Genomic DNA, 18,901 nt, shown 5'->3' with positions numbered 1-18,901 from the left:
GGGCTTCGAGACATGACATGGACGTTCGCCAGTACGCATTCCTCGCGCGCCAGCCTTCTGCTGCCGTAAAAAGCCGCGCCCATTTCCTGGGGCTGCCTAAACGTGGGTTGGCATTGATTTTGGCCAACGCCATGTTCTGGCACCCGTTGCTGGCCCAGGCAGACGGCATTGTGGTGAATGCTCCAGGTACTTCGCTCGGACAAGCGGGCAATGGCGTGCCCATCGTCAACATCGCCACGCCGAACGCCAACGGCCTCTCGCACAACCAGTTTCATGACTACAACGTTGGCGCCAACGGGGTCATCCTCAATAACGCCACCGACCGTACCCAGTCCACCCAACTGGGCGGCATCATTGTCGGCAACCCCAACCTCCACGGCACCGCGGCCAATATCATTCTCAACGAAGTCAACGGCGGCAGCCCCAGCCAACTGCGCGGCTACACCGAAGTGGCCGGGCAGTCGGCCCATGTGATCGTTGCCAACCCGTATGGCATCAGCTGTAACGGTTGCGGCTTTATCAACACCCCGCAAGCGACGCTCACCACCGGTAAAGCCGTGATTGAAAACGGCCAGATCAATCGTTACCAAGTGGACCAGGGCAGTGTGGCTATCGAAGGCGCCGGCCTGAACGCCAGCAACGTCGATCAGTTCGAAATCATCACCCGCGCCGCCACCATCAATGCGCAGATCCAGGCGAAAAAACTCACCATCGTCGCTGGTCGTAACGACGTCGACGCTCGCACCCTGAATGCCACGGCGCGGGCAGCGGATGGCAGCCAGGCGCCGGATCTGGCGATTGACTCGTCGGCACTGGGCGGCATGTATGTGGGCGCAGTCAAGCTGGTGGGGACCGAGGCGGGTGTCGGCGTGAAGTTGTCGGGGGACATGGTCGCTGGCGGTGATATTCAGATTGATGCCGGTGGCCATGTGGTCATGGGCCAGACAACGGCGGCCGGCGCCATTGACGTGAAGGCCCGCAGCGTTGAAGCCCAGGGCGTGGTCGCGGCGGGCAGTGTGCTTGAGATGAAGACGCAAGGCGGCTTGCTCAATCAAAAAAGCCTGGCTGCGCGTGATCGCGTGGCGCTGCAAAGCGGTGGGGTGTTGACCAACAACGGCGTCATCGAAGCGGGTGTCAACGCTGATCGGACGCGCAATGCTCAGGGCGATATCCACGTCACTGCCGCCCAGTTGAATAACAACGGCAAGACCGTCATCGCCAGTCGTGACCTAGCCGTGAATGTGGATGGCACTCTCGACAACCGCGGCGGCACCCTTAGCGCGCAAAACCAGCTGAAGGTGACGACCGAAGAACTGGATAACCAACAGCAAGGTCGCGTGTTGAGCGCCTCACGCCTTGAGCTCAATGCCGGGCAGTTGCTCAATACTGACGCAGGCCTGGTGGTGGGCGACCGAGGGCTCAGTGGCCGCATCGGGCAGTTGGTCAATCGCAAGGGCGAGCTCTCAAGCCTTGCTGACGTCACCTTGCAGGTCGACAGCCTGGACAACGTCGCCGGCCTGATATCTGCGGGCCAGGCGCTGCGCTTGACTGCCAGCGCGGCGGTGAACAATCAAAACGGTCGCCTGGTGGCCGGGCAGATGGTGCGGGTCAACGCGGGGCAACTGGACAATAGCCAGTCAGGCATCCTCACCAGCCAGGGCGAGCTGGGGCTGAATATCGCCGGCACGTTGGATAATCAGCAGCAGGGCCGCATCGAATCGGGGGCCGCTGCACAGGTCAATGCCGGGAACTTCAATAACCAACAACATGGCGTGCTCGCCAGTGGTGGCGCCCTTGAACTGGCGGCCGGCCCGGTCAATAACAGCCAAGGTGGATCAATCTACAGCGCCAAGGCTCTCAATGCCCGTGTCACCAGCCTCGACCAGCATGACCAAGGGCGCATTTACAGCAATAGCGACCTAACCCTGGACCTGAGCAACGGCCACCTCGACAACCACGATGCAGGTTTGATCAATGCCAGTGGCCAGCTGGCGCTGAATAATCTCAATAGCGTCGACAACCGCAGTGGCGAGATTTCCAGTGCCCGTGGGTTTAGCGTCGCGGCGAACAGCCTCGACAACCGCGCCGGCAAGCTGCTCAGTGATCAAGCCTTGGGCTTGCGTATCGCCCAGGCACTGAACAATGGTGCCGGTCAGATTGCAGCCAGCGGCCTGGATATTGACGTTGCCAGTTTGCTCAACGACCAACGCGGTCGAGTTCACAGCCGTGATCGGCTTAACGCCCGGGTGGGTGGTTTGCTCGCCAATCAAAGCGGAAGTTTCAGTGCCGATTCAGGCGCACAGTTGACCGTAGGTCACCTGGACAACAGCAATGGCGGCCAACTCTTCAGCCAAGGCGATTTGAGCCTGAACCTCAATCGGGGTCACCTCAACAACCAAGGCGGCTTGATCAACTCCCCAGGCCAGTTGTTGCTGACTCAACTGAACAGCGTCGATAACCAGGGCGGCGAAATCTCCAGCACCCAAGCCTTCGATCTGAATGCGGATCAACTCAATAACAGCGCCGGCAAGTTGCTCAGCGAGCAAGCCTTGAGCGTGCGCATTGCCCGCGCCCTGGACAATACCAAAGGTGGGTTAACCGCCAAGGCCCTGGAGGTACGTGCGGGCACACTGATTAACCAGGCCGGTCGACTCGCTGCGGTGGAGGGCCTCAACCTGCAAGTCGATGGCGAGCTGGATAACCGCAGCGCGAAGGTGCTAGGCAAGCACCTGGTGCTTGGGGTTGGGACGCTCAATAACGACCAGGGCCTGGTGCAGGGTGATGGAACGCTGGTGCTCCAAGCGGGTGGCGCGATCAGCAACCAGGCAGGCACATTGGCCGCCGGGCAAAGCGTGACCGTCAACAGCGCCAGCCTGGATAACCGTCAGGGCACCCTGACCAGCGATGCGTCGCTGACGGCGCGTATAGCCGCGAATATGCTCAACCAAGCGGGGCTGGTGAGCGCCGGCACTGACTTGCAGGTGAACGTTGCTGACTTGAACAACTCGCTCAACGGTCGTATTGCCGCTGAGCAGGTACAGATCAGTGCACAAGGCATCGATAACCGCGCGGGCGGTAGCCTGTACGCCAAACACCAACTGGGCGTCGATGTTGGCGGTCAGTTGAACAACGCCCAAGGCACGCTGCGCAGCGATGCTCGCCTGACCATCAATGCCGGTGGTTTAACCAACGATGACGCAACGCTATCGAGTGCTGGCGAGCTGAAGATTGCAACGGGCAACCTGAGCAACCAAGGCGGAGAACTGCGCAGTGCCACTCAGTTGGGGATGACCGTTACTGCACTGGACAACAGCCGTAACGGGCATGTCGCAAGCCAAGCCGATGTAAGCCTGGATATGCAAGGTGGTTACCTAAACAATAACGGTGGTTTGATCAACGCGCCGGGGCAATTGCTGCTCAAGCAACTGGGCAGCGTTGATAACCAGGGCGGTGAAATTTCCAGCGCCCACGCCTTTGAGCTGGCGGCAACCGCCTTGAACACATCGGACGGCAAGTTACTCAGCCAACAAGCCTTGACCCTGCGAATCGCCCAGGCACTGGATAACACCCGTGGCCTGATTTCCGCGGCAGCCTTGCAGGTCAGCAGCGCCAGCCTGGACAACCAGGGCGGCAAACTGAGTGCCGTTTCCGACCTGAACCTCGGCGTAGAAGGTGTGCTGGACAACCGCAACGGTGAATTGCTGGGTCAGCACTCGACAGTCGAAGTGGCTGCGCTGAACAACAGTCAAGGGCGCATCCAGGGCGATAACCGCTTGACCTTGACCAGCCACGGCGCGGTCAACAATGACAAAGGCACGCTAGCTGCCGGTCAGATGCTGACGGTCAATGCTGCCAGCCTGGACAACCAGTCCAAGGGCCGTCTGACCAGCAAGGGTGAGGCGCACCTTGTGGTGGGTAGCGTGGATAACCGAGGTGGCAGCATCACGTCGGTCGGGCAGTTGCAAGTCAAGGGGGACGAGCTGGACAACCGTCAGGCCGGGTTGCTCAATTCGGGTAAAGCCATGAACCTGTCCATCGGCAAGCTGGACAACCGAGGGGGTGAAGTTTCCAGCGTTACCGAACTGACGATGATGGGCCGTGAGCTGGACAACAGCAATGCCGGTCGCGTACTGGCCAATAGTACGCTCCAGCTGACGCTCGACAGGCTGAACAACCAGCTCAAGGGCCTGATTTCTGCGCAGCAGGATGTCAACCTCAAGGCCACCAGCCTGGATAACAGCGCCCAAGGCAGTGTCTACGCCAAACGCAACCTGGACGTGACCCTGGCCGGGCAGGCTGACAACAGCCAAGGCGTCATGCGCAGCGACGCCGCCTTGCAACTGCGCAGCGCCAGCTTTGGCAACAACGGCGGGCGTATCAGCAGCGGCGGGGCGTTACTGTTGAGCGCCGCCAATGCCCTTGCCAATCAGAACGGCGAGGTGCTCAGCGCTGATACGGCGACGGTAAATGCAGGCAGTGTCGACAACAGCCACGGGCGCATTGTGGCTGACGGTGCGCTGCAACTGACCACAGGTGTATTGCTTAACCAACATCAAGGCCGTGTCACCAGCGCTGATCGCCTCAACCTGACAGCGACCGACGTAGACAACCGCTTCGAGGGCCGTATCGCCAGTGGCCAGGCGCTCAACGCCAGCCTCAGCAGCCTTGACCAGCGCGGAGCCGGTGAGTTTTACAGCAACAGCGAACTGACCCTGGACATGAACCAGGGGCACTTGAATAACGCCGATGGCTTTATCAACGCGCCAGGGCAGTTGTTGCTCAAAAACCTCAAAAGCGTCGACAACCGTAACGGTGAAATTTCCAGCGCCAAGGCCTTTGCCTTGCGTGCCGACACCCTGGACAACAGCGGCGGCAACTTACTCAGCGACCAAGGCTTGACCCTCAAAATCGAACAGGCGTTGCTTAACGTCAAAGGGCTGATTTCAGCCGCCGGTGTCGAGCTGGGTGCCTCGCGCCTGGACAACCGTGAAGGCAAGGTCAGCAGCGCTCTGGATGCGCGCCTAGCGGTCAATGAGGACCTGCTTAACGACCAGGGCGAAATCGTCAGCGCAGGCCACACGCAGCTGAAGGCGGCCAGTTTGGATAACACTGCCGGGCAGGTGCTCGGTGATGTCAGCCTGGATGTGAAGGTCAAGGGCGCGCTGAATAATCAGGCCGGCACGCTCGGGGCCGGCACCTCGTTGAACGTGCAGGCCGCCAGTCTGGATAACCGCCAGGCCGGGAAACTGGGCAGCGACGGCCAACTCAAGGCCACGATTGATGGGTTACTGGACAATCAGGCCAAAGGGCAAGTGTTGGCCAAAGGCGCGATGGAACTGCGTGCCGGTCGTCTGGATAACCGCGAAGGGCGGCTGACCGGGCAGGACCTGTTGACGCTGCACAGCGCGAACGTCGACAACCGTGGTGGTGTGATCCTTGCCCAGAAGGACCTTCAGCTCAATGTGGGTGAGTTGGACAATCAGCAAGGTTCGCTCAGCAGCAAAGCGGCCCTGAGCTTCTCCGGACAACAATTGCGTAATCAGAAGGGGCTGGTGAGTGCAGCAGGGCCCCTGCGACTGACTGCCGATAATGTGCAAAACGCGGCTGGCCGAATCGCCAGCCAGGCGGATCTACAGGCAACTATCGGTGTACTGGCCCAACAGGGCGGTGAACTGGTTGCCCAGGACGAGCTGAGCTTGAGCGGGGCCTCCCTGGACAATCGCGATGGCGGCCTGGTAGGCGCCACAAAAGCGCTGACACTGACGGTCGACGCCATTGATAACCGTGCGGGCGAGATTTCCAGCCAGAGCAGCATCGACTTCAAGGCGCAGCACCTGGATAACAGCGCGGGCAAACTGATCGCCGGTACCGCATTGGAACTGGCCGTGGCCCATGTGATCAACCAGGCCCAAGGGATGATTTTCGCCCGGGACAACCGCTTCAACGGCGCGCGCCTGGATAACGGCCAAGGCACTTTCGCGGGCCAGCAATCGCTGAGCATGTCGCTGGTCGTCATTCCCGGCACTGAACTGGATGGTCGGCTGGATAACCAGCTGGGCAAAATCAGCAGCGAAGGTACCCTGCAGGTGAGCAGCGCGACGCTCAACAACGACGCGGGTGCCGTCTCTTCGGCGGGCGCGCTCACACTTGCTGCCAGCGGTGCTATCACCAACCAGGGCGGCGTCATGGAGACCGATGCCGCCCTGACGCTCACCAGCGCGAGCCTGGACAACGGCCCCAAAGGCCTGCTCAACAGCCGTGGCGCGCTGACCCTGGCCACCGGCACGCTGAACAACACTGGCCGTATCACCAGCGCTGATCGCCTGGACCTGGCAGCCACCCAGGTGGCCAACAGCGGACGTATCGCCAGCAGTAAAAATCTTACCGCCGCGATCACCGGCCTGAATCAACAGGGCGGTGAACTGTTCAGCAACACCCAGCTCGACCTGGACCTGAACCACGGCCAACTGAGCAACGTGGGTGGCCTGATCAATAGTCCGCTGCTGATGTTGAAAAACCTGGCTGATATCAATAACCAGCGCGGCGAAATTTCCAGCCAGCAAGCCTTCGTGCTGGCGGCTCGCAACCTGGATAACGGCGGTGGCAAGCTGATCAGTAACCAGGGCCTGACCCTGCAGATTCAAGACGCTTTGGGCAACGCCAAAGGTGCGATCAGCGCAGCCGCCCTCAACGCCAACAGTGCTCGCTTGGACAACACTGATGGTTTGCTCAACAGTCGTGGCGTCATGGACGTCTCTGCCACCCAGGCGCTGGATAACCAGCGCGGAACGCTGATTGCCGACGGCGCCATGCGGCTGTCTTCCGCTCGACTCGACAACCGTGACGGTGATGTATCGGGCAAAGCCTTGGTGACGGTTGATATCGATCAGGTCGGTAACCGCGGCGGTCAACTCATCAGCACCACAGCCGTGGATGTGCGTGGTGCGGTCCTGGACAACCGCAAAGGCCTGGTTGGCGCCGATAAGGCGGTGAAACTGCTGGTCGATCGGGTCGACAACCGTGGTGGCGAACTATCGACCAACGCCGACCTGACCGTTACAGGGCACACCTTGGATAACAGCGATGCGGGTCGTGTGCTGGCCGGGCAATCCTTAAACCTTACGCTCACCCAGCTGCTTAATCGCAACCAAGGCCAGCTCAACACTCAGCGGCTGATGCTGAGCGCTCAGGACCTGGACAACAGCAACGGCAAACTGCTCGCCCAGCAGCTTCTGCAACTTGAGCTGAAAGGGGAGCTGAATAACACTCAAGGCGTGCTCAACAGTGAAGGGCGCCTGCGCGTCGATGCGGCGAGCGTAGTCAACCGTCAGGGGCGGATTTCCAGCGCCGACGCGTTGGTGCTGGGTTCGCAGGGGGCTCTGGACAACGAGGGCGGTGAGCTCGTGACTGACAGCACGCTGCAACTGCGCAGCGCTAGCCTGGGGAACCAGAAGGGCGTGCTCAGTGGCAAAGGGGCGGTCAGTGTAACCACTGGCGCGCTGGATAACACTGGGGGCCGTCTCACCAGTGGCGACACCTTGGAGCTGAAGGCTGGGCTACTGAACAACAGCGCCGGCAACATCGGCAGTGCCCAGGCCCTGACGGCCAGCGTCGATGGGCTTGATCAACAAGGTGGCAAGCTGTTCAGCAACGCGGGCCTGACCCTGGACCTGAACAATGGCCAGCTCAACAACCAGCAGGGCCTCATCAACGCGACCGGGCCGCTGGTGCTCAACCATCTCAATGGTGTGAACAACCAGGCCGGTGAAATCTCCAGTGGCCAGGCCTTCAATATCGTGGCGCGCAACCTGAATAACAGCGGTGGTCGCCTGCTCAGCAACCAGGGCCTGACACTGCGTATCGACCAGGTACTCACTAACATCAAGGGTTTGGTTGCAGGTGCAAGCCTGAGTGCGCAAGCGGCCGTGGTCGATAACAGCGGCGGTACGCTCACCAGCCGTGGTGGCCTTGAATTGACCAGCACTGGGCTGCTGAGCAACGGGCAACAAGGTTTGATCAACGCCGCGCAGGCATTGACAGTCAACGCGGGCAACTTCAATAACCAGGGCGGCAGCCTGCTGGGTACCAGCGCGCTGACGCTCAATGCGTTGGCCGTGGACAACAGCGCCAAAGGCCTGATCAACAGCCAGGGCAGCCTGGAACTCAATGCCCTGAGTTTAGACGCCAGTGACGCCGGCGAGGTATCGGCCAAGGGTGATATGGACCTCACGCTCACGTCCATGGCCTTGCGTGGCGGCAGGTTGATAGGTGAGCAGCGCCTGAGCGTCGACTTGGCAAACGGTGATCTGGATAACCGCAAGGGCCTGATCTTTGCCAAAGGCCCGTTGACCTTAAAACGCCTACGCGACCTGCAAAACCAGGGCGGCGAACTGTCCAGCCAAAATGCACTTAGCTTGACGGGGCGCAGCCTGGACAACAGCGCCGGCACGCTTATCAGCCAACAGTTACTCACGCTCAATGCAGGCGACGTGGTTAACCGCGGCGGCCTGATATCGGGTTGGCAGGGCCTCAACCTGATCGGCACTCACTTGAATAACCGTGACAAAGGCACGCTGTCCAGTCGCAACGGCGACCTTGACGTGCGCCTCAGTGGCAGCTTGCTCAACAGTGGCGAAGGGGCGTTGGCCAGCCAAGGGCAGTTGAGTGTCAGCGCCGCGAGCCTGGATAACAGCAACAAAGGTGTTATCTCCAGCGGCGCGCAGCAGACCTTGAACGTGATTGGCGCATTGAACAACACCCAAGGTGGGTTGATCGACAGCGGCTCGACGCTGGATCTGAGCGCGGCCGACCTCGACAACAGTGCCGGTAATATCACGGCCCTGCGCAACCTGAACTTCCTGGGTGGCAACTTGCTCAACACCGGTGGCTCGCTGATGGGTAACGACCATCTGGTGCTCAACCTGCAAGGCAACCTTGGCAACGTCAACGGCAAGATCGCAGGCACTGGGTCGTTGGTACTCCAGCGCGCCATCGAGGTGGATAACCGAGGCGGCCAACTGGCCAGCCAGGGACGCCTGTCATTGGCCATGGGCGGCCTGAACAACAGCCAAGGCGGCACCGTCGCGGCCAAAGGTCCGCTGGCCATCGATGCCAGCGCCATCGTTCAAAACAACGCTGACGGTTTGATCTACAGCCAGGACGGCGACCTGCGCATCAACGCCTTTGGCCTGACGAACGCGCAGGGCAAGTTGCAGGGGCAGAACGGCCTGCGTGTCGAGGTCAATGGCCATCTCGACAACCAAGGCGGCAATATCATCAGCCAGACCGGTGACGTGCACCTCAAGGCCGGGAACCTCGACAACCGTAGCGGTGTGCTCGCCAGTCTCAAGGGCGCCATTGAAGCCGGTGTGGTGGGAGTGCTTCGCAATGGCCATGACCTCAATGGCAGCCCCAAGGGCGGCTTGATTCAAGGCCAGCGCCTTCTACTCAATGCCGGTCAATTCGATAATCAGGGCGGCTATCTCGGCGCGCAAACCAGCGATGCATGGCTGACGGTTGCCACCCTCAATAACCAGCAGGGCGCGTTGTATGCCAAGGGCCTGATGCGCATCAATGGCAGCGCCCTGGAAAACAGCGCCGGCCAGATTGCCGGTGACCAGATCGCGCTTGGCCTCGATGGCCAACTGACCAACCACAACGGCCTGATCGAAAGCACCAACAACCTGACCGTGGCCGCCAACGCCATCGATAACCAGGGCGGCAAGTTGCGCGCCCTGGGACGCGCCGGCAAGACAGAGTTCCAGATCGGCAGCGTGTTCGACAACCGTAACGGCGCCGTGGAAACCGCCAACCAGGACCTGACCCTGGCGGCCGCCAGCTTCCAGAACAACGGCGGCCAATTGCTGCATGTGGGTGAGGGCACATTCGACATCTCGTTGCCCAACGTAACCGGCGCGGGCGGCACTGTTGTAACTCGTGGTGGCCTGACTCTGAACGCGGATACCTGGACCAACACCAGTGTCATTCAGGCAGGGCGATTGAACGTCAACGTCAATCACTTTACCCAGACGGAAACCGGGCAGTTGCTGGCTTCGACGCACCTGGAAGGTAAGGGTGGCAGTTGGGTGAATAACGGGTTGATTGCCAGTGATGGCACGCTCAGCCTGGGGCTAACGGGGACCTACGGCGGCAGTGGGCGTATCAGCAGCGTAGATACCCTGAACGTCGGCGCCGCTTCGTTAAACCTTGATGCTGCTTCAAGTATTACGGGGGGCCGGGGGGCTACCATCAGCGTCGCAGGCCAAATGACTAACTCGGGCCGTATCAGCGCCATGGGCAATTTGGCGATCAGTGCTGGAGCGCTGACTAACGCGGGCACTCTTGGCAGCAGTGAGGGCATGCTGATTGACACGCAGACCTTGCTCAACGAGCGCGGCGCGATCATCAGCGGTGGTGACATGTCGCTGCTGGCCGAGAGTTTTACCAATAAAAACGCGGATGTTTACAGCCTGGGCAAACTCTTTGTCGCCCGGGATATACAGGGCAATTGGGCGGGCACCCTGAACAATATTTCGGCCAACCTGGAAAGCGCGGGCGATATGACGCTCCATGTGGGCGCGATAGAAAACAAAAAAGAATTCTTCAATGTTTCATCGACATTGGTTTCCGGCGCTATCGGGATGAGAGGCACGTCGGCACGGGCCGGGCACATGGTATTGATGGAAGAATATGAATCCAAGGTGGATGCGGAGTCGGTGTCCGCAAGCATCTCGTCCGGCAGGAACCTGGATGTTCAGGGACGTAGCCTGTTGAACTCTGCCTCGGTTATTTCGGCCACCGGCAATATCAGTGCTGCGCTGGAAAACTTCAGTAACGTTGGCGCCACATTAGGAAAGTATTCGGTTCTCAAGTCTTTCGACCTTCCTAACCTCAAGGAAGACAAGAATATCTCCCGTTTCTGGCGTTCGATCATGGATTACAACGCTGCGAATGATCCGTCCTATACGCTTCAAGGCTCCGGTTCGAGACGCGCGGGAACCCTGCATTTCTGGGATCAAAACTGGAACGAGTCGATGGTGACGCCCTACACAAGAATGGGGGGGACGGCTCAGCGACAAACCAACCTGACGTTTGGTTGGAAAACGTACACGACCTTCAATGTCAATTTCCAAGCCCTGTTTCCTGCGCCAGCCTACAACGCGGGCACCAGGTCGGCATTACCGGCCACTCTGAGTGGAGTCAATTTCTACGATCAGCGGATGATCTCCAAGCCCGGCAGTGCAGGCACTGCCCAAGCCATCGTTCAGGCTGGCGGTGCGGTTCAAATCAATGCCAGCAAGAATCTGGTCAACAGTGTCATCCAAGAGGGCCAGCCGATATCGTCAGGTTCCGGACGTGGGTTTGATGCCACTCGTCCAGTCAATAATGCTGTTGTTGCAATCGACTTGAATGCGCAGCTGCCACCGGACTTGGCCCAACAACAAGTCAACCCCTTGACGCTACGCGGGTTCACCTTGCCCACGGGCACTCACGGACTGTTCCGCCTCAGTAGCCGGGCGGGTGAGGATGCCCAGGCCACCCAAGCCACCAGTGGCCCACAAAGCTGGACCATGGGCGGTGCGACCCTCGGCCTGGCTCAACGCCAGGATGCACAACCGGCGCTTGAAACGCGCACCTTCGATTTCAAAAGCGTCACTCAACAGGGCGCAGCTACGCGTCAGGTGGACTCCACTGCACGTCAGGTCAGTGGTGTCACCGCCACCACCAGAACACTTAACGTTGCCGGGGCCGGCGATGTGGCCAACGGCAGTGGCTGGACGCCCAGCCAGATCACCCCAGGTGAAATCGCCCGGGGCGACGGTATCAACGCCCAAGATCCGTCCAGCGGTTCAACGCCGCCAGTGGCGAAGGTCACAGGGCCTGCGGATCAGCCAGACCTGGCGCTGACCCAAAGGGACACCCACGTTCAGGTCGCCACACCGGGCGAGCCCGCTCGGCCGACGTTGAACATCCCTGGCGTGACGCCGGTTATGCCAGGCGTGCAGCCGGTGGTGAACACACCCGTCGCACAAGGTGCGGGCAGCAGCCCAACCCAGGTCGCGGAGGTGATTGCCCAGCCGGTCAATGCGCTGGCGCAAACCACTCCGGTCGCCAGCCAGACCATCAACCGCGTGCAAGGCTTCACGCCTACCGCGCCAAAGTCGCAACCACATAAATACCTGATCGAAACCAACCCGGTGCTCACCGACCTCAAGCAGTTCATGAGCTCCGACTACTTGCTCGCAGGGCTGGGTTACAACCCGGACGAAAGTGCCAAGCGCCTGGGCGACGGGCTCTATGAACAACGCTTGATCCAGCAGGCCGTGCAAGCACGCACAGGGCAGCGTTTTATCGACGGCCAGAACACCGACGAAAAGCTGTTCAAGTACCTGATGGACAATGCGATCCAGAGCAAGCAGCAACTGAACCTGGCAGTGGGCGTTACCTTGACCTCGCAACAGGTCGCGGCGCTGACCCATGACATCGTCTGGCTCGAACAGCACGAAGTGAACGGTGAAAAGGTGCTGGTGCCGGTGCTGTACATGGCCCAGGCCGACAATCGTCTTGCACCCAATGGCGCATTGATCGCAGGCAACGACCTTAACCTGATCGCCGGCGAAAACCTGGAGAACGCCGGGACCCTGCGTGCCACCAACAACCTGTCCGCCAAAGCGGGCAATGACCTGATCAACAGCGGCTTGATCGAAGCCGGCAACCGCCTCGACCTGCTGGCGGGTAACAACATCGTCAACAAGTCCGGCGGCATCATCGCCGGACGCGATGTCACGCTGACGGCGATCAAGGGTGATGTGATCAACGACCGTGCAGTAACCCGTACCGGCAACGGCACCGCTGAGCGCCGCGACTATCTCGACAGTGCGTCACGCATCGAGGCAGCTAATGACCTGACGATGAATGCAGGCCGTGACATCGCCAATACCGGTGGCGTGCTGCAAAGCGGGCGTGACACCACATTGGTCGCTGGCCGCGATGTGCACATCGATGCCGTTGAGCAACGCAATGGTTTGGACCTGGGCAACCGCCTGCGTACCGAAACCGTGACGCAAAACGGCGCCAGTGTGGAGGCCGGCCGCGACCTCAAGGTATCGGCAGGGCGAGACTTCAGCGCCATTGCCAGCCGTATCGACGCCAAGCGCGACTTGAGCATCACGACGACTGAGAACCTGAGTATTTCGTCGGCTGCCGACGAACAGCATTCCTCCAGCAAGACGAAGAAAGTCACCCAGTCCAAGGACCACATCAGCCAGGTTTCCAGTGTGCTGACGGCCGGCGGCGACGTGTCGCTCAATGCCGGTAAAGACCTGGAACTCACCGCCAGCCGAATCGCCGGCGGCGGCAACGTGGCCCTCGACTCACAGCGCGATGTGAGCATCCTGTCGGCACTGGACGAAGACGCCTCGTTCTACTCGAAAAAGAGCAAGGGCTCGTTCGGTCGTAGCAAAAGCCAGCAGCGGGAAAGTTACGACAGCACCAACGTAGCCTCCGTCGTGGAAGCCGGCAAAGACCTGACCATCAATGCCACCAAGAAGACTGATGGCGGGATGAGCATCGACGGCGGGCGTGACGTCACCGTGATTGGCAGCCAGTTGAAGGCTGGTGGGGACATGTTGCTGGGGGCCACGGGGGACGTCGCGGTGTTGTCGGGTGTCGAGGAACATGGCTCCTACAGCAAGAAGACCAAGTCTGGATTCCTGGGGCTGTCCAAAAGCGGCAAGAGCCAGTTGAAGACCACTGCCAGCCAAGTGGGCAGTGAGTTGGAGGCGGGCAATGATGTTGTGGTGGCGGCGGGTAATGATGTACGGGTGCGGGCCAGTGAGATAAGTGCAGAAAATGATGTCGAGTTGAGGTCTGGACTGGTCAAGGAAACGGGCGATATCAACCTCGTCTCTGCTAACGACACCGCCTATAGCCGTAGTGAAAAATACGAGAAGAAAACCGGCACGATCTCCGGTGGGTTTATTGCGATCTCCTCGGCCAAAAAAGCTGGTCAGGAAGCCCAAAGCAGCACCAGCGTGGGGAGCCAGGTGTCCGCGGATCGTGATGCGAACTTGCACGCCGAGCGAGATATTAACTTGGTGGGCAGTGGGGTCAGCGCCGGGCGTGATGTCAGTCTCAATGCGGGGCGCGATGTCAATGTACTTGCGGCCCAAAGCAGTACCAGTGAGCGCGATTGGCAAAAAAGCAAACAGACCGGTATTGGCGTATCGAGTGACGCCAATGGTGTGACCTTGTTTGTGGGCGCTGATAAAAGTGCAGAGAAAAATAGACTTGAGCAGCAAACAGCAGCCGCCAGCCAGATCAATGCAGGGCAAGATTTGGCGATCAATGCCAAGCGCGATATCAACCAGCGTGGGTCGGATATATCGGCTGCCAATGATGCTGAGCTGACGGCCGGGCGGGATATCAACATCGATGCGGCGCGTGAGCGTTTGCTGATGGAGCAGCAGCGGGAGACGGAGCGTAACGGGTTGAGTGTGGCTATCAACCACAACTATGGCAACACCAAGGATGCGGTGAGCGGGGCCGGGAAGGGAGAGGACAACATCAGCAAGGGCTCCAGTACGCTGAAAGGTGTTGATGCAGTCGGCCAATTCCTTGCTGGTCCTACTGGGGACGTAAAATTCGGCAATAGCAAGCACAGCACCAGCACGCAGCTGATTGAAGAGACCAATCGCTCATCGACCCTGAAGGCCGGTAAAGATCTCAACTTGGTCGCCGGGAATGATGTGGCCATCAGCGGCGGCCAGTTGAATGCCAGCCGTGATATCAACATCAAAGGTCGGGATGTTTCGCTTGATGTAGCGAAGGGCAGCATTAACCAAAATGACAGTGAGAGTCAGAGCTGGGGTGGCATCCATGGCGGTACCAGTGGTGGCATAAAGTTAGGCGTAGGTGGGAGCCATGGCGTTGCTAGTGAGAAGGGTAGTAACGGTACTTCTACCGTCACGACAGCTCAGGCCGGGCGCGATATTAACCTGAACGCGAGCAATGACCTGAGCCTGGTAGGTACGCAAGCCAAGGCTGGTCGCGACATCGATCTCAAGGCAGGAAACGACTTGAGCATCCGTGCTGCGCAGAACGACAGTTCAAGCGACAGTAATAGAAACAGTGGTGGTGGCGAAGTCGGGTTTACCTTTGGTAATGAGGGGGTCGGCGTTTATGCCAGCGTCAGCATGGGCAAAGGGAACCTGGACCGGGAAGGGCAGCGTCAACAGGATGCCTATCTCTATGCTGCAGATCGTTTGGGCTTCGAGAGCGGCCGCGATACCCAGGTCGCAGGTGCCGACTTACGGGGAGATAAAGTCATTGGCCGGGTCGGCGGTGACCTGAATGTTTCTTCTGTCCCAGACACCGGCAAAGTCAAAGGCAAAGAATTTGATGTAAGTGTCACCGTCACCATCGGGCCGGGCGCCGGTGTCAGCGGTTCGGTTGGTTACGGTCAGACCTCTGGAAAAACCAATTGGGTCGAAGACCAGACGCGGATCACCGCCAGCGACAAGCTGGATATCCGTACGGAGAAGCACACACAACTCGATGGCGCTTTAATCGCTTCGGACAATGGCAACTTGAAACTGGACACCGGCACGCTGGGGTTCAGAGACATCTCTGGAGAAGATAAAGAGCACGGGTATTACTTGAACGTCGGTGGCACCTATAAAAACGGTGAAAGCACTACCCAGGATCCGAGCCAGGTCGGTAAAGGCAAGACGGGGCAGACGGGGTGGAGTGTTACTGGCTGGAAGTACGATAAGGACCGCGAGCAATCAGTCCGCGCGACAGTGGGCGCGGGTGAGATCGTTGTGCGGGATGTGGGCGATGCTACATCTGCAGTGACGGGGCTCAATCGCGATGTTGATAAGGCTTACGAAGTTACCAAGGACCAGGAAAAACGTACGGATCTGTATGTAACTGACTCTTCGTTGAAAGCGGTGACATCCCCAAAGGCAACATTAGAACAATGGAAAACCGACGCCGCCAAGTTAGGTGACAGAACCGAAGAGACGATTTTCCAGATGGTGGACCTGCTCGGCGCTGGTTCGGAGATTGCGCAAGGCACAAACCCTGATTGGGTTGGCCGCATGATGGAAGGCAAGGCTGCTTTTAGGCAGCTAGGTAGTCGCCACGTAGACGAACGGTCCGCTATCGTCAACCGAGTGCTTGGCAATATCACAAATAACGACCACTCTCCTGAAACTCAAGCACTGGCAGATAAGATCACTCAGATAGCAGGAGACGACCCGCAAAAAGCTCAGCAAGTGTTGACGTTGCTAACGAGCTTGAATAAAAGCGGTCATGGAGAAAATAACTTCTTACCGGCGATACCTCTCGCTATGGCGGGCATCACAGCCATAGGAGGCGCGTTAGTTGCAGCTAACCCAACCACTCAGGAAAACTTGCGTATTGCGGCAAACTCCATGGTTGAGGCAGCAGCCAAAACTGGAGAGAATGCTGCGCAAAGCATGAAAAGCAGCATACTGATCTGGGATGTGATTGTCGGTACGGCATTCCCGATCCACCTGCTTGATCCTAGCAATCGCAGTCTGGTCAATCCGATCCTGACTGACATCGCCGTGCATCCGAGCAGTGGCGGATTTGGTGATGGCAGTGTGGTTGCTCCGACGGTTCATACCGGTGGGACGCCGCTGGACGGGCGACAGGATGATGGCAAGTATGTGACGCCGGAGCATCGACTTGATCCGGGAAACATGTACAGTGAGGAGAACGGTGCAAAAGGTAATAGCGTTGCTGAGTCATTAACTAGCGTTACCCAGAAGCAGCTCGATAAAAAATTCAAGCATGCTTCTGATTTTGGTGTGGTGACTACAAAGAAAAATCCTGAAACTCTTGCTCAGTATGAGTCTGCAATCAAAACTCACATGGGGTCCCCTTCTACGACTCAGCAAGGCACATACGGATTTGTAAAAGACTCCAAAGTGTTCTTTAATTCGACTACCAACAACGCTGTTGTGCTCGATGCGTCAGGAAATTTTGTGACGGGCTTTAAGCTCTCACCGGGAACTCAGCAGTTTGAAAACTTTATTAAAAATGGAGTTCTGCGATGAGTCTTACTATCTTGGAATTTGCAAGATCGTATGTAGCGGGAAGGCTGAAAGCCGAAATTTTTTCTGAAGCGTATATGGAGCTTTGGAAAATTGAGCGGGATAGCAATGTCCTTCAGCTTGATGAGCCTTCGTTGAGCGAGTGCTTGTCCAGTATCTTTTGTGCTGCGGATATGTACGAACCAAAAGAATCAAGGGAAGAGTATGAATTTGACGATGAAAGACTTAGAGTTGAAGTCGCAAGCTTGCTGCAAAAAATAGTCGCTGATTAGTTGGTGCAAAAGCAACCACAAGCTGGCAGGGTTCAGGCCCTGCACCTGGAGTATTAGGCTTGGAGCCGGGTTCGGTATCATCTAAGGCTATACAGAATTATTTTCCTAGCACAAAAAACGGTTCCATTGAGTTTGTTTTTGATCCTAAAACGAATACTTTTGCTGTCGGTAAATCAACCAATAACCTTGGAGTCTCTCCTCATCAACAGTTGGCAGAGACAATAAAGTCCGATGGGTCGACTCTCGTTGGTGGTATGTTTCGGCGAGGGCCCAACGGGGAGGTAATCACTAATGAATTTAGTGGGCACTACTGGAAGAACTGGACGCCTGAGGTCAGAGCTAAATTTGAGCAGACTCTTAAGCAGTACGATCTCAATGTCAAACATCATCCTGGAATGTAATTTATGACTGATTCTGAAAAAACTATCTTGGGTAGCGATTTCATAATTTACAGAGATGAGTCTGGTTGCTGGAAACTTGTAAGTAATGAGATTGTACTTCCTCTAGTTAGTTCGTCAGACTTTAGGCGGATTATCTCATTGCTTGAGATGCCTATTGAAAGTGTTAGGCAAGCGTTAGGTCTCGACTTTCCCTGCATGAGTGTGGCAGAGATAGGGCTGAAGCACGACTCTGACTATTGGATAAAACTCGCCATTTCTTGGATCGCGCACAGTTCGGTCCAAGAGGCCTCTTCCTTTGTGGATGATCTGAAAAGATTGTCAACAGATAAGGCTGTCTCACAAAGTAATCGGCACTTGGCAAAAAAGGAGTTAAAGCGCCTTCTTAATAGTTAATTTGTGCAAAGGCGACAGGCGAACTGCCAATAACTTTGAAAAAAAAGGGGGCAGATTTATTTATAGGTTTGACGAGTCCTTTCAGATATAAGGAATGAGTCTCTGGAAAATAAATCTGTCCCCTTTTTTCCTAACGTCTCAGGCGCTCCAACATCGACAATCAAAATAAATGTTCGGGATGGTGTGATTCAGACTGCATTCCCGTACTAGTTAGGAGTGGTTATGAGCAGTGGCGGCACAATAATAGAACGATTTGTCGCCCAAGAGTTGGACGACAGCGTTCGCTCTATTTTGAAAGATGCCTTTGATGAGCGGATTTGCTCAAAGAGCGTTCTGTTCAGGGAGTTCGAGTTTAATTGCTTTGACGTTTCTTTGGACTTTGAAAAAGGCATCGTCACATTGCAAGATGTTCTTTCCGCTGGAGAGAGTAGCTTTCTTGATATACCGATACGTGATTTTATCTCTGCTTGTGGTTTGAATGTCTTTTGTTAATTGTAGGGGCCTAGATGTGATCTGACGCCGGCTTAGCGCCGGTGTTTTTGCACCCAATCTGCACCCTTTTTGCCGCCTTCTTGCATCCTTTCTGCAGTCAAGTTGCATCCCTTTTGCACCCACCCTGACGACCTACGGTCTAGCTGCTCAATACGCCCTTTTTGAGCATGATTTTTCGCCCCTTAACAGTCTCTGGAAAATAAATCTTGGGCCTGTCCCGTGACAACGGACGCCAAGAAGCGATACTTAAATCGTTCTCTTG

The 18,901-nt window shown here is 57.6% G+C and carries 3 protein-coding genes and 1 pseudogene; all 4 read left to right on the top strand.

The annotated features are described in order from the left end of the window. Nucleotides 1-17: 17 nt before the first annotated feature. The 4 genes and pseudogenes from AC4PS6_RS05155 to AC4PS6_RS05140 all read left to right on the top strand — a co-directional run bounded on the left by AC4PS6_RS05155 (nt 18) and on the right by AC4PS6_RS05140 (nt 18,639). Nucleotides 18-17,084, top strand: a complete 17,067-nt coding sequence (locus AC4PS6_RS05155; protein WP_492180744.1) for a hemagglutinin repeat-containing protein — start codon at nt 18-20, stop codon at nt 17,082-17,084. Continuing rightward, on the top strand, nt 17,081-17,353 hold the full coding sequence (locus tag AC4PS6_RS05150; protein ID WP_103451479.1) for a colicin immunity domain-containing protein: 273 nt from the start codon (nt 17,081-17,083) through the stop codon (nt 17,351-17,353). The genes AC4PS6_RS05155 and AC4PS6_RS05150 overlap by 4 nt, the downstream gene beginning before the upstream one ends. Nucleotides 17,354-17,379: 26 nt before the next feature. Beyond that, nucleotides 17,380-17,754 (top strand): annotated as a pseudogene (locus AC4PS6_RS05145) (polymorphic toxin type 43 domain-containing protein); the annotation flags it as partial. Nucleotides 17,755-18,369: 615 nt separating this feature from the next. Continuing rightward, a complete protein-coding gene (locus tag AC4PS6_RS05140; protein ID WP_032902385.1) occupies nt 18,370-18,639 on the top strand; it encodes a hypothetical protein in 270 nt (89 codons plus the stop codon). Nucleotides 18,640-18,901 lie beyond the last annotated feature (262 nt).

Source organism: Pseudomonas sp. DW-iso17, from assembly GCF_058725345.1.
The sequence above is the reverse complement of the archived record's forward strand: the minus strand, read 5'-3'. Positions and strand labels throughout refer to the sequence as shown.

Bases quoted from the DNA above. Each gene is read 5' to 3' on its own strand.
- AC4PS6_RS05155 (WP_492180744.1), top strand. From the start codon at position 18: ATGGACGTTCGCCAGTACGCATTCCTCGCGCGCCAGCCTTCTGCTGCC.
- AC4PS6_RS05150 (WP_103451479.1), top strand. From the start codon at position 17,081: ATGAGTCTTACTATCTTGGAATTTGCAAGATCGTATGTAGCGGGAAGG.
- AC4PS6_RS05140 (WP_032902385.1), top strand. From the start codon at position 18,370: ATGAGCAGTGGCGGCACAATAATAGAACGATTTGTCGCCCAAGAGTTG.